Annotated in this window: 12 protein-coding genes and 1 pseudogene; 2 read left to right on the forward strand and 11 right to left on the reverse strand. The window is 69.2% G+C overall.

The genetic code is table 11. From position 1 onward, the window contains the following. Positions 1–1,081: pseudogene (locus ABZ796_RS15985) on the forward strand (hypothetical protein); the annotation flags it as partial. Between the two features lie 62 nt (positions 1,082–1,143). Here the strand turns inward: ABZ796_RS15985 and ABZ796_RS15990 are convergent. Both ABZ796_RS15990 and ABZ796_RS15995 read right to left on the reverse strand, forming a co-directional pair. Further along, positions 1,144–2,448 carry a class I SAM-dependent methyltransferase gene (locus tag ABZ796_RS15990; RefSeq protein WP_357338127.1) on the reverse strand — a complete coding sequence of 435 codons (1,305 nt, stop codon included), beginning with the start codon at positions 2,446–2,448 and terminating at the stop codon, positions 1,144–1,146. After that, complete coding sequence (locus ABZ796_RS15995) at positions 2,445–3,833, reverse strand: FAD-binding oxidoreductase (RefSeq protein WP_357338128.1); 1,389 nt, start codon at positions 3,831–3,833, stop codon at positions 2,445–2,447. Before ABZ796_RS15995 ends, ABZ796_RS15990 begins: the two co-directional genes overlap by 4 nt. 122 nt (positions 3,834–3,955) lie before the next feature. Here ABZ796_RS15995 and ABZ796_RS16000 point away from each other — a divergent pair, with 122 nt between their 5' ends. Next, positions 3,956–4,246 (forward strand): hypothetical protein, encoded by a 291-nt coding sequence (locus tag ABZ796_RS16000; protein ID WP_357338129.1) that lies wholly within the window; start codon positions 3,956–3,958, stop codon positions 4,244–4,246. Positions 4,247–4,270: 24 nt separating this feature from the next. On the opposite strand, the gene ABZ796_RS16005 is transcribed toward ABZ796_RS16000, so the two are convergent. From ABZ796_RS16005 to hrcA, 9 genes are all read right to left on the reverse strand, one after another. Then, positions 4,271–4,606 carry a cytidine deaminase gene (locus ABZ796_RS16005; RefSeq protein ID WP_357338131.1) on the reverse strand — a complete coding sequence of 112 codons (336 nt, stop codon included), beginning with the start codon at positions 4,604–4,606 and terminating at the stop codon, positions 4,271–4,273. After that, positions 4,590–5,933 (reverse strand): hemolysin family protein, encoded by a 1,344-nt coding sequence (locus ABZ796_RS16010; RefSeq protein WP_357338132.1) that lies wholly within the window; start codon positions 5,931–5,933, stop codon positions 4,590–4,592. Before ABZ796_RS16010 ends, ABZ796_RS16005 begins: the two co-directional genes overlap by 17 nt. A gap of 17 nt (positions 5,934–5,950) precedes the next feature. Then, the gene (gene ybeY, locus ABZ796_RS16015; RefSeq protein WP_357338133.1) at positions 5,951–6,415 is read right to left on the reverse strand and encodes an rRNA maturation RNase YbeY; all 465 of its coding nucleotides are present in this window, start codon (positions 6,413–6,415) and stop codon (positions 5,951–5,953) included. Between the two features lie 22 nt (positions 6,416–6,437). Then, positions 6,438–7,382 (reverse strand): PhoH family protein, encoded by a 945-nt coding sequence (locus ABZ796_RS16020; RefSeq protein WP_357338255.1) that lies wholly within the window; start codon positions 7,380–7,382, stop codon positions 6,438–6,440. Positions 7,383–7,583: 201 nt separating this feature from the next. Beyond that, positions 7,584–8,636: a winged helix DNA-binding domain-containing protein gene (locus ABZ796_RS16025; RefSeq protein WP_357338135.1), complete on the reverse strand. Its 1,053-nt coding sequence runs from the start codon at positions 8,634–8,636 to the stop codon at positions 7,584–7,586. A gap of 15 nt (positions 8,637–8,651) precedes the next feature. Further along, positions 8,652–9,113 (reverse strand): Gmad2 immunoglobulin-like domain-containing protein, encoded by a 462-nt coding sequence (locus ABZ796_RS16030; RefSeq protein ID WP_357338137.1) that lies wholly within the window; start codon positions 9,111–9,113, stop codon positions 8,652–8,654. Positions 9,114–9,184: 71 nt separating this feature from the next. After that, complete coding sequence (locus ABZ796_RS16035) at positions 9,185–9,928, reverse strand: 16S rRNA (uracil(1498)-N(3))-methyltransferase (protein ID WP_357338139.1); 744 nt, start codon at positions 9,926–9,928, stop codon at positions 9,185–9,187. Positions 9,929–9,934: 6 nt separating this feature from the next. After that, positions 9,935–11,128 (reverse strand): molecular chaperone DnaJ, encoded by a 1,194-nt coding sequence (gene dnaJ / locus ABZ796_RS16040; RefSeq protein ID WP_357338140.1) that lies wholly within the window; start codon positions 11,126–11,128, stop codon positions 9,935–9,937. 37 nt (positions 11,129–11,165) lie between these two features. After that, the gene (hrcA, locus tag ABZ796_RS16045) at positions 11,166–12,197 is read right to left on the reverse strand and encodes a heat-inducible transcriptional repressor HrcA (RefSeq protein ID WP_357338142.1); all 1,032 of its coding nucleotides are present in this window, start codon (positions 12,195–12,197) and stop codon (positions 11,166–11,168) included. Positions 12,198–12,285: the final 88 nt, after the last annotated feature.

Genomic DNA, 12,285 nt, shown 5'->3' on the forward strand with positions numbered 1-12,285 from the left:
CTCGGTGATCTCGGCGAGAGTGGCAGGCGGATCGCTGTCCGACCTGCCACTTTCGCCCACTCCTGACGCCAGTCAGACAAGGATGTCGGTGGTCGCCGGGATGCTGGTCACCATGGAGAGCGTCACCGAGCCGTGTCTGCGGGAGAACGCCGGCCGACGCCGCCCACGTCAGCCTCGGCGGCGCGGTCCGAGATGGGAGCGGATCGGGAACGGCGTGCACGTCCCGGCCGGGCTCGACGGTGACGCCCGCTGGCGAGCGGGGTTGGCGGCTTGGTCAGCGGTCTTGCCCGGCTCCGCCGTGTTCACCGGCCTGAGCGCCATGCGACTCCACGAACTCTGGTTGCCGCCTCTTCCCGACGACCTGCCGATCTTCGTCGCACTTCATGAGTCGTCGGTCCGGATCCGGCGGCCCGAGCTGCGGATCAGCCGACACCCTCAGCCACCGGCAGCGATCTCGCTCGACGGGCTGCGAGTGGCACCGGTCGCCGAAGCGGCGCTCGCGTGCGCACGTGAGCTCGGTGTGCTCGACCTGGTCGTGCTGCTCGACAGCGCGCTCCACCTGCAGAAATGCACGCTCGCCGATCTCGAGACCGTCGCATCCTCCGGGCGACCGGGCGCACGTCGGCTGAGCGAGGCGCTGCACTTGTGCGACCAGCGCTCAGAGTCCGCCTGGGAGTCCCTCCTTCGCATCCTGCACACCGCGTGCGGGGTCGAGGTCGAGCCGCAGATGGACATCCACGACGCCCGTGGCGTCTTCATCGGACGAGCCGATCTGCTGGTCACCGGGACCAAGACCCTGCAGGAGTACGACGGCGCGCAGCACCGCGAGCGCGGGCAGTACCGCCGTGACCGCGGACGAGACGCGGCACTCGCCAAGTCCGGCTACGTACGCCACGGTTGGGTCGCGGGTCAGGTCCGTCATGACAGCTGGCTGATCCTTCGCGCAGCGACGGACGCGCTCGGTCGAGAGCTCACCGTCGATGACATCCGACCGTGGTGGAGGCTCTTGGAGGCGTCGCTCTTCTCCAAGTCCGGGAAGGCGAGGATGCGAACGGTCTGGCGGCTGCCCGACGTCTCATAGAGAGTGGGCGAAAGTGGCAGGCGGATCGCTGTCCGACCTGCCACTTTCGCCCACTCTCCTCCTCAGAAGGTGTGCCGCAGGGGGTAGCCCGAGCGACCGTCCACGGTCTTGGTCGCGAGCACGTGGTGGAGCTGGATGTTGTTGCGCTCGAAGCCGATCCGGGAGCCGGCCATGTAGATACCCCAGACCTTCGCGGTGCCGAGGCCGACCTCGTTGACGCAGGCGTCCCAGTTGTCGCGCAGGTTGTCGTTCCACGCCGTGAGCGTCTTGGCGTAGTGGACCCGGATGTTCTCGTGGTGCTGCACCTCGAGGCCGGTGTTCTCGACCGCGGAGACGATGGTGCCCGAGCCGATCAGCTCGCCGTCGGGGAAGACGTAGCGGTCGATGAAGGCCCCCGCGTTCGCCCGCGAGATGTTGTCGGGACGGGTGATGCAGTGGTTGAGCAGCCGGCCTCCGTCGCGCAGCTTGCCCTTGATGAAACCGAAGTACGCCGGGTAGTTGGCCACGCCGATGTGCTCGGTGAGCCCGATGGAGCTGACCGCGTCGAAGTCCCCCTCGACCACGTCGCGGTAGTCGGAGAAGCGCACCTCGGCGACGTCGTCGAGACGATCGGCCTTGATCGCCTTCTGGGCCCAGTTGGCCTGCTCGCGCGAGAGCGTGACACCGAGCGCCTTGACCCCGTAGTGCTGAGCCGCGTGGCGCACCATCCCGCCCCAACCACAGCCGATGTCGAGCAGCCGCATCCCGGGCTCGAGCCCGAGCTTGCGGCAGATCAGGTCGTACTTGGCCGCCTGCGCCTCCTCGAGGGTGGCGTCATCGGTCGGGTAGAGGGCACAGGTGTAGGTCATCGACGGACCGAGGACGTACTCGTAGAAGGTGTTGGAGACGTCGTAGTGGTGGTGGATCGCGTCGGCGTCGCGCTCGGGCGAGTGCCGCGTCCACGGCAGCGCGCCGATGGCGCGACCGGAGAGGTGGCGTACGTTCTCGGCCCGCTGCCGCCACGCGGGCAGGTGCTCCTGCGGCGGTGGCTTGGGCGGGACGAAGTTCTTCACCCCGAGCGCGCGCACCATCTCGACCGTCTCCCGAGGACTGGGTCGCTTGAAGTCGGTCTTGTCCAGGATCAGGTTCAGGAGCGGGTAGGGGTCGCCCGGATGGATGCCGTGCAGGGCCATGTCACCGCTGACATAGGCACGTGCCAGGCCGAGGTCGCCCGGCGCGGTCAGCAGGAACGCGAGCCCGCGCGGGTTGAGGATCTCCATCCCGAAGGGAGAGTCGTTGTCGCCGGCGACGCTGCCGTCGTACGCGGTGAGCTTGATCGGCAGCCCACCGTCGAAGAGTTCGTTGATGGTCTCTGCAATATGGTTCACAGTCTCTTCACCGCCTTGCTGTACAGATCGGTCAACCGGTTGCCGGGGTCATACCTCGCCTTCACGGCAGCGAGGTTGTCCCCGTCATAGAGAGCGTCGAAGACATCCTTGTCGTAGAACGCCTCGGAGTAGAGCGATTTATGCCCGCCGAGCTCGTGGACCTGCGCCTCGATCGCCCGGTTCTTGGGAGCGTTGACGGCACCGGGGCCGACGTGGACCGTGCCCCAGAAACCGACGTTGACGTACGTCCGGCCCGCCTCGAGCGGGTAGGTCGGCCATTTCCCTCCTGTGTTCGTCCCCTGGGAGACCAGCGGGCACAGCCACACCGGCCGCATCCCGATCTCGGCGTCGAACCACTCAAGGAACGTCGGAAGGTTCTCGACCGGGACCTCGATGTCCTGGATCACCCGTTCCCTCAGGAGCCGTCCGGCACGCGCGTCGAGCTTGTCGGCGATGCCGAACCGCCGGTCCAGGCCGACCAGCTTCATGTAGACGTCCGAGCGCCGCAGCCGGCGCGGCCAGACCCTGCGGAGGTACTTGTTCTGCGCGCCGAAGGCGCCCGAGCACCAGAACCAGTCGGTGTCCCAGCGCCACAGGTAGTCGTAGGTCGTCAGCAGATCCGTCTCTCGCTCCTGGATCGAGCGGTAGTAGATCTGCTGGCCGCCGTAGTCGCTCGCCCGCTCGGTGACCTGTCGGGTGGCCTGCTCGGTCCAGGTCGCCAGGGTCAGGTAGTACTCCCCCGGCTCGAAGGCGACGCCGTCGAGCCCGTCGACCCGCTCCCCCTCGTACGTCCTGGTCTCGGTGATCTGCGCGATCGTCTTCGTGAGCAGGCCGAGGTCGTCGAAGCGTACGTGCCGCAGCGCGACGTAGCCCGGCACCTTCTCCAGCTTGATCTTGAGCCGGGTGGCGTAGCCGAGGGAGCCGTAGGAGTTCGGGAAGGTGTCGAAGAGGTCGTCGCCGGGACGGGTCGTGACGATCTCGCCCGCGCCGGTGAGGATGTCCATCTCCAGCACCGACTCGTGCGGCATCCCGTTGCGGAAGCTCGTGGCCTCGATGCCCATGCCCGTCACCGCGCCACCGAGCGTGATCGTCCGCAGCTGCGGGACGACGTACGGGATCATCCCGTACGCCAAGGTGGCGTCGACGAGGTCCTCGTAGGTGCACATCCCCTGGACGTCGGCGGTGCCCGCGCCGGCGTCGACCTCGATCACGCCGGCCAGTCCGGAGACGTCGAGACCGGGCGCATCGGTCGCCGCCCGGGCCCGGAAGAGGTTGGTGGTGCGTTTGGCCAACCTCACGGGAGCGCCGTCAGGGATCCGGCGGTAGGAGGCCGTCAACCGCTCGACGGCCTCGGTGTGTCGTTGCCAACCAGTCTCACCCGTCACTCCACGCACTTTACTCGCGCCCTGGGATCTCGGGTTTCGATTTTCAGGTTCGTTCGCTTACAGTCACAAGCGCCGACTGCTCCCGTCGAGCTCCCCCATCTCGTGCACCCTGGAGGGTCCCCATGTCCAGTGCTGCCCATCGTGACGCTGTGTCGACGCTCGCCGAGAAGGCGACCCCCTACTTCACCGAGAACCAGGTCAAGTGGCGCAACAAGTCCGTCTCCCAGGCCCGGCTCGCGCTGGCGATCGACCAGATCGTCGTGCACATGCGTGAGAAGGGCGTCGACATGGCCACCATGAACGGCCTCACGGCCTACCGTGACGAGGACGGGATCCACGTCACCATCGAGCTGGGCACCCTTCCGCTCCTCGCCGAGGGCGCTGCGACCGGCGGCCACCGGGCTGCTCGCTGAGCGAGTTGAGCAGCCCGCAGGGGCTCAGCGGAGGGTGCCGCGCGGGTCGCCGACGAGGACCGGGACGTCCTCGCCCGCGAACTCCTTGACGATCGAGAGGTCGTTCGCCGAGACCTCCTCGGCCTCGCCGAGCACGACGACGGCCTCGAGGCCCTTGGCTCCCGACGCGACCGCCATCGCCACGCAGACGCCGATCGCGGAGATCTGGAGCGAGGGCAGGTCCACGGTGGCAGCGGCGTAGGTGCGGCCGTCGAGGTCGCGCACGGCTGCTCCTTCGGCCGCGCCGGTGCGGGCACGCGTCGCGCGGGCCAGGGTCACCAGCTTGCGGTCCTCCGCGGTGGGCTCACTCTGCTCGGGCATGGGCCTCTTTCTTTCTGTCCGACTTCTCGCTGTGCTCGTCCTCGTCGTCGGCCTCGGTCTCAGCCGGGACGACGGCGCTGATGCGTACGGTACCGATCTTGTTGCGCCGGCCAGCAGCCTCCTCGGCCACGAAGCAGAGCCCGTGGGCCTCGACCTCGGACCCGGGGATCGGCACGAGGCCCAGATGCTTGGCCATCAGACCGCGTACGGAGTCGACGTCGTCCTCCTCGACGGGGACGCCGATGAGCTCCTCGAGGTCGCTGACCAGGAAGCGGGAGGGCACCCGCCAGGAGCCGTCGCCGAGGTGGAGCGGCTCGCGGTCCTCGAGGTCGTACTCGTCGGTGATCTCGCCGACGATCTCCTCGAGGATGTCCTCGATGGTGATCAGGCCGGCGGTGCCGCCGTACTCGTCGACGACGACCGCGATGTGCTGGCGGTGCTGCTGCATCTCGGCCAGCAGCTCGTCGACCGGCTTGGAGTCGGGCACCCAGGTCGGTTTGCGCATCAGCGACTCGACCCGCTGGGTGGTCTCGACCTCCGGCGCCTCGAAGTCTCGCGCGACGACGTCCTTGAGGTAGACCATCCCGATGATGTCGTCGAGGCTGCCGTCGATCACCGGCATCCGGGAGTATCCCGAGCGCAGGAACAGCGACAGCGCCTGGCGCAGGGTCTTGCGGCGCTCCAGGAAGACGATGTCCCCGCGGGGCACCATCACCTCACGGGCACGGGTCTCGCCGAGCTCGAAGACCGAGTGGATCATCCGGCGCTCGTCGGCCTCGATCAGGTCGGAGGCCTCGGCGATGTCGACCAGCTCACGCAGCTCGGTCTCCGTCGAGAACGGGCCCTTGCGGAAGCCCTTGCCGGGGGTGAGCGCGTTACCGAGCATGATCAGCAGGCTCGGGATGGGGCCGAGGATGGCGGTGATCGCCCCGATCGGGCCGGCGACCGCGAGGGCGATGCCCTCGTGGTGCTGACGCCCCAGCGTGCGGGGACCGACGCCGATGACCACGAAGGAGACCACGGTCATCGTTGCGGTCGTGGTGAGCACCGTCGGCCACCAGCGGCCCTGGTAGAGGTCGTAGGCCCACAGCGCGGCCAGCACCGTGGCCCCGATCTCGCACAGCAGCCGCAGCAGCAGCACCGTGTTGAGGTAGCGGGCGGGGTCGCCGACCACCGCGACCAGGCGCTTGGCGCCGGCACGGCCCTCGGAGACGAGCTCCGCGGCCCGGGCGCGGGAGAAGGCGCTGAGCGCTGCGTCGGCGGCTGAGAAGATGCCGGCGATGAGGACCAGAACTGCGGCTGCGATCAGCAGCCTCGCATCGTCCATGGGTGTGGGTCGAGCTCCTAATCGGGTGCTTTGGCCGACGAGCCCCAGGCCGTGAGCAGCTTGGCCTGCAGCCCGAACATCTCGGCGTGCTCTTCGGGGTCCACGTGGTCATAGCCGAGCAGGTGGAGGATGCCGTGGGTGGTCAGCAGCTCGATCTCCGCCACGGTGCCGTGGCCGGCTGCCTCTCCCTGCTTGGCTGCGATCGTCGGGGCGATGATGATATCGCCCAGGTCGCCCTCCTCCGGCTCCTCGTCGAGGCGGCCGGGGAGGAGCTCGTCACCGGGGAAGGACAGCACGTCTGTCGGGCCCTCGGTGTCGAAGTAGCGCTCGTTGAGCTCGGTGATCGTGGCCTCGTCACCGAACTTGATCCGGAGATCGGCCTGCGGGTGCACGCGCAGCTGCTCGAGCAGGAAGCGAGCGAGCTTGGCGACGTGCTCGACGTCGATCTCCTGCTCGGACTCGTTGATGATCTCCGTGCTCATGTGGTCGCTCGCTTGCGCTCGCTCATGCGCGCGTCTCCCCAGTGGCCCGCGTCTGGGTGCGCACGTCGTGCTCCTCGTAGGCGGCGACGATCTTGGCGACCAGCCGGTGGCGTACGACGTCGTGGCTGGTCAGGTTGTTGAAGCTGATGTCCTTGACGTCGTCGAGGATGCCCTCGACGACCCGCAGCCCCGACCGCTGGCCCGAGGGGAGGTCGGTCTGCGTGACGTCACCGGTCACCACGATCTTGGAGCCGAAGCCGAGGCGGGTCAGGAACATCTTCATCTGCTCGGGCGTGGTGTTCTGCGCCTCGTCGAGGATGATGAAGGAGTCGTTGAGGCTTCGCCCGCGCAGGAACGCGAGCGGGGCCACCTCGATGGTCCCCGACGCCATCAGCTTGGGGATCATCTCCGGGTCCATCATGTCGTGCAGCGCGTCGTAGAGCGGGCGCAGGTAGGGGTCGATCTTCTCGGTCAGGGTGCCGGGCAGGAAGCCGAGCTTCTCGCCGGCCTCGACCGCCGGGCGGCTCAGGATGATCCGGTTGACCTGCTTGGTCTGCAGCGCCTGGACAGCCTTGGCGACCGCCAGGTAGGTCTTGCCGGTGCCCGCCGGGCCGATGCCGAAGGTGATCGTGTGCTTGTCGATCGCGTCGACGTAGCGCTTCTGGTTGAGCGTCTTGGGGCGGATGCTCCGGCCACGGTTGGAGAGGATGTTGAGGCTCAGCACGTCGGCCGGCTTCTCCGTCGTGTCGGCCTGGAGCATGCCGATCACCCGCTCGACCGTCTCGCCGCTCACACCCTGACCGGTGCGGATGATCTGGACCAGCTCCTCCAGGACCCGCTCGATCATCGCGATCTCGCTGGGGGCGCCGTGGAGAGTGATCCGGTTACCGCGCACGTGCACGTCGGCGTCGAAGTGGGCCTCGATGATCCCGAGGTGCTCATCGGCCGGGCCGAGGACGGTCACCATGTCGACGCTGCTCGGAACGACCACGGTGTGCTTGGTCGAAGCGGAGCCCGAGACAACCTGGGCGGTCGTCGGTGTGTCGGTCGGAAGCGGACTTGGGTGTCGATCGGTCATGGATGCCCGGAGCGGGCCCTTTCTCGTCATGAGGCTGATACGTCCATGGTACGCGGGCGCTCCGCCCCGTTCCTACTGGATAGTTCGGGGTCAGCTCCCGAGCAGCGATTCGACGCGGGAGGTCTCCTCGGCAAGCTCGTCGCGTTCGTCCGGGGTGAGGTCGCGGAGCAGCTTGACGACCTCGACCTTGCCGTCGACGGGCTTCCAGAGGCCGATGAGGTGGCCGCCGGCGATGATGACGGCGCCGCCGCCCCCGATGCCCCACTCCTTCCGGGTCCCCTTGGCGGTGATCCGCTCCCGGTTGGCGTGCGAGAGCCAGACGTTGTCGAACCTGCCCAGGAGGCGTACCGGGGCGTGCTCCTCACCGGTGGCGAGCGGAGCGTCCGGGACGTCGTAGAGGGTCTTGCCCGCCTCGTCGCGATACGTCACCAGGCCCTCGATCCGCTTGATCACCGGGCCCAGCCGGGTCAGCGACGACCACGTGGTGATGTCGGCGGCGCTCGCCGGCCCGAAGGCGAGCAGGTAGCGGCGTACGATCTGCGGCGCCAGCGTCTGGACGACATCGTCCACGGCCACCGGGGGCACACCCGTCCAGCGCGGGAGCAGGTCGTAGACGAGGCCGCCCGAGCCCTTCCACAGGCCCCGCGGCGGCAGCTGGACCAGCGGCAGCTCGTTGCGCGCCCGCAGGCCGAGCGCCTTGGCCGGCACGCCGGGGAAGTGCTCGACCAGACCGGCCTCGAGGGCCACGTTGGGCAGCGCCCCGAGAGCGAGTACGTCCTCGGCGGCCTCCACGAAGCCCTCCAGCTGCGCCGCCGGGCGGACGATCTCGACCCGCTGGGTGTAGAAGTCGTGGACCGGCTGGGTCCAGGCCCTGATCAGGGCGGCATCGGCCGCGGTGTGCATGTGGATGGTCGAGCGCAGCGAGGAGAGCCGGACCAGCTCGCTCGACTCGAGCTGTGCGCTGAGCGCGTAGGGGTCGAACGACTCCAGCCGGGCGGCGAGCGCGAAGAACGGCGGCAGCGACTCCTGCGCCTGCAGGCCGACCAGATGCTCAATCATCTCGGCCGAGGCGAGCGAGGCCCGGGACAGCAGGTGCTGGCGGAGCAGGAGGGTCCGGTTGAGCTGCCGTTCGGTGAGGATCACGGTAGCGATGATGTCCTACTCGACGGTGATCCGGGCGCCGACCTCCTCAGAAGGCTTCCCCTCGCCGTCGGAGGTGTCGTCGGTGCGGGCGATGAAGAGGTACGTCCCGGGCTCGAGCCCGGAGACGTCGACCGTCGTCGTCCACGGGTAGAGCTTGTCCATCCACCCCTCAGCGGTCGCGTGGCCTTCGAGCACAGTCTCGCCGGAGCCGTCGCGGATCTCCCACGGCACGTTCGCCTCGTTCGAGTTCGCCGTGCCCGAGGCCTCGAAGCTGTCCGACACCGTCGCACCCTCAGCCGGCGCCGCCAGCGTGATGAGAGCGGAGGTCCGTGGCAGCGTCGACGGCTCCTCGGACGGCTGGGTCGACACCTCGGGGTCCTCGGCGACGGCATCGTTGCTGCCGCACCCGGCGGTCAGTACGCCGCAGAGAGCGAGAGCGATGATGGCGCCCGCCGGACGCGTACGTGTGCTCCTCATGCCTCCATACTCACCCGGCGCCACCGAAGGACGAACCCACCACGCCGAGCAGCCGGTGGTCAGTCGGCCGGTCAGTCCCAGCGGCGGGTGCGGGCCAGGAGGGCGGCGCTCGCGGCGACACCGGCCGTCGAGGTGCGCAGGACCTCGCCGCCCAGGCGGATGGTGGTGGCGCCGGCCTTCTCGAACAGGGCGATCTCGTCCTCCGTCAGGCCGCCCTCGGGGCCGACCACGACGAGGATGGTGCCCTCGTCGATGACCGGGACGGCACCGAGCGGGAGGGTGCCCTCCTCGTGGAGCACGACAGCGACGTCGGCCGCCTCGATCTTGGCCACGACGGATTCGGTGGTGGCCATCGGCTCGACCTCGGGGTGCCACAGCCGGCGCGACTGCTTGGCGGCCTCGCGGGCGGTGGCCCGCCAGCGGGCCAGGGACTTGACCGCGCGCTCGCCCTTCCAGACGGCGACCGAGCGGGCCGCTGCCCACGGGACGATGTGGGCGGCGCCGATCTCGGTGAGCATCTCGACGGCGAGCTCGCCGCGATCTCCCTTGGGCAGCGCCTGGACGACCGTCAGCGCGGGCTCGGGCGGCGCGTCGCCGAGGATGACCTCGTCGACGCGTACGGTCATCGACTTCTTGGTGGTCGCCGTGATCGTGCCGGTGACGCCCTCGCCGGCACCGTCGGTGAGCACGACCTCCTCGCCGACGCGGAGGCGGCGTACGACCACAGCGTGGTGGCCCTCGTCACCGCTCACCTCGACTTCGTCGCCGATACGGGTGCCGGCGAGCGACTCGACGAGGTGGACAGGGAGAGTCATCGTGGATCAGTGCCCGTTGAGGGTGTCCTTGAACCAGGAGAAGACGCCGCCCTTGTGGGCCGCCTTGAGCTGGCCCTGGACGGACTCCTCACCGCGCATCTCGGCGAGCTGGCGCAGCAGCGCCTCCTGCTCGAGGTCGAGCTTGGTGGGGGTCTCCACGTTGATGGTCACGATCAGGTCGCCGCGACCGCCCCGCAGACCGGGCACACCGCGGCCGCGCAGGACGTGGTCGGTCCCGGACTGGGTGCCGGGCTTGAGGTCGATCTGGATCGAGGCGTCCTCGGGGTCGATCTGGTCGGCGCCCTCGCCGACGAGGTCGGCCTCCAGCGTCGGCAGGTTGAGCGTGGTGCCGAGCGCGGCCGCGGTCATCGGCACCTTCGCGGTGCAGTGCAGGTCGTTGCCCCTTCGGGTGAAGGTGGCGTGCTTCGCGACGTGGATCTCGACGTAGAGGTCGCCGGCCGGGCCGCCGCCGGGGCCGACCTCACCCTGCTCGGCGAGCTGCACCCGGGTGCCGTCGTCGACGCCCGGCGGGATCTTGACGGTCAGGGTGCGGTGGGAGCGCACCCGGCCCTCGCCGCTGCAGTCGCGGCACGGGTCGGGGATGACGGTGCCGAAGCCGTTGCAGGCCGAGCACGGGCGCAGCGTACGGATCTCGCCCAGGAACGAGCGCTGCACGACCGCGACCTCACCCTGGCCGTGGCAGGTCTCGCACGGGACCGGGTGGGAGCCTTCCGCGGCTCCCTCGCCGCCACAGGTGTCGCAGACGACCGCGGTGTCGACCTTCAGGTCGCGGGTGACACCGAAGGCGGCCTCGGCCAGGTCGATGTCGAGCCGGATGAGGGCGTCCTGCCCGCGGCGTACGCGCGGACGGGGGCCACGCCCCGCACCACCGGCGCCCGCACCGGCGCCACCGAAGAAGGCGTCCATGATGTCGGTGAAGGAGAAGCCCGCGCCCTGCGCGCCGAAACCGCCCGCGAACGGGTCCCCACCGCGGTCGTACGCAGCCCGCTTCTGTGGGTCGCTCAGCACCTCGTACGCGTGGGAGATCTCCTTGAACTTCTCCTGCGACTCGGCGTCGGGATTGACGTCAGGGTGGTACTGGCGCGCCAGCTTCCGGTACGCCTTCTTGATCGTTGCGTCGTCGGCGTCCTTGTCGACACCGAGGAGCTCATAGGGGTCCAACGTCGGTCTTCCTGCCATCGAAGTTCGCTGATCTTCCTTGAATCGAGTCTGCTGCTCAAGCCTCGTCGAGGATCCGGGAGAGGTAACGCGCCACCGCGCGCACCGCCGCCATGGATCCGGGGTAGTCCATCCGGGTGGGGCCGACCACGCCGAGCGTGGCCAGCGCCTCGTCGCCAGGTCCGTAGCCGGTCGCGACCACGCTGGTCTGCGACAGCTCCTGGTAGGGGCCCTCGGCGCCGATCCGCACCGTGACCAGTCCGCCCGCGGTCGCCTCGCCCATCAGCTTGAGCAGGACGACGTGCTCCTCGAGGGCCTCAAGGAGCGGGCGTACGGCGGTGTCGAAGCTGTCGCCGAAGCGGGCCAGGTTGCTGGTGCCGCCGATGGAGATGCGCTCGTCGGAGCGGTGGTCGCTCATCGCCTCGATCAGGGCCTCGGCGATGCTGGTCGCGAGGTCGTCGCTCGGGGCTTCGGCGTCGGCCTCGGGCTGGGCGATCGCGCGCAGCGCCTGGCAGGCCTCACCGATGATGACGCCGTCCACGGCGGCGTTGACCTGCGTACGCAGCCCCGCCAGGGTCTCCTCGGAGACCTCCTCGGTCACCTCGAGCAGTCGCTGCTCGACGCGGCCGGTGCTGAGGATGAGCACGAGGAGGAGCCTGGTCGGGGCCAGCGAGACCAGCTCGACGTGGCGGACGGTGGAGCGGCTCAGCGTCGGGTACTGCACCACCGCGACCTGGCGGGTCAGCTGGGAGAGCAACCGGGTCGAGCGGCTGACGACGTCGTCGAGGTCGACCGCGCCGTCGAGGAAACCGGCGATCGCCCGCTTCTCGGCCGCGGTCATCGGCTTGACCGTGGTCAGCCGGTCGACGAAGAGGCGGTAGCCCTTGTCGGTGGGCACCCGGCCGGCGCTGGTGTGGGGGGCGGTGATGTAGCCCTCCTCCTCCAGCGCGGCCATGTCGTTGCGTACCGTCGCCGGCGAGACGCCCAGACCGTGACGCTCCACCAGCGCCTTGGAGCCGACCGGCTCCTCGGTCTTCACGTAGTCCTCGACGATGGCCCGAAGGACGGAGAGCCTGCGTTCGTTCTGCATCTGCGCCCTCCCTGTCGTCCTGGCTGCCTGGCACTCATTCCGTGCGAGTGCCAATCCTACCGGTTCGCGTCACAGGAACCAGTTTCCG

Source organism: Nocardioides sp. NPDC047086 (assembly GCF_040643685.1).
Classification (GTDB): domain Bacteria; phylum Actinomycetota; class Actinomycetes; order Propionibacteriales; family Nocardioidaceae; genus Nocardioides.

Coding starts and splice junctions, on each gene's coding strand:
- ABZ796_RS16000 (WP_357338129.1), top strand. CDS start 3,956: ATGTCCAGTGCTGCCCATCGTGACGCTGTGTCGACGCTCGCCGAGAAG.
- ABZ796_RS16005 (WP_357338131.1), bottom strand. CDS start 4,606: ATGCCCGAGCAGAGTGAGCCCACCGCGGAGGACCGCAAGCTGGTGACC.
- ABZ796_RS16010 (WP_357338132.1), bottom strand. CDS start 5,933: ATGGACGATGCGAGGCTGCTGATCGCAGCCGCAGTTCTGGTCCTCATC.
- ybeY (WP_357338133.1), bottom strand. CDS start 6,415: ATGAGCACGGAGATCATCAACGAGTCCGAGCAGGAGATCGACGTCGAG.
- ABZ796_RS16020 (WP_357338255.1), bottom strand. CDS start 7,382: ATGGTGACCGTCCTCGGCCCGGCCGATGAGCACCTCGGGATCATCGAG.
- ABZ796_RS16030 (WP_357338137.1), bottom strand. CDS start 9,113: ATGAGGAGCACACGTACGCGTCCGGCGGGCGCCATCATCGCTCTCGCT.
- ABZ796_RS16035 (WP_357338139.1), bottom strand. CDS start 9,928: ATGACTCTCCCTGTCCACCTCGTCGAGTCGCTCGCCGGCACCCGTATC.
- dnaJ (WP_357338140.1), bottom strand. CDS start 11,128: ATGGCAGGAAGACCGACGTTGGACCCCTATGAGCTCCTCGGTGTCGAC.
- hrcA (WP_357338142.1), bottom strand. CDS start 12,197: ATGCAGAACGAACGCAGGCTCTCCGTCCTTCGGGCCATCGTCGAGGAC.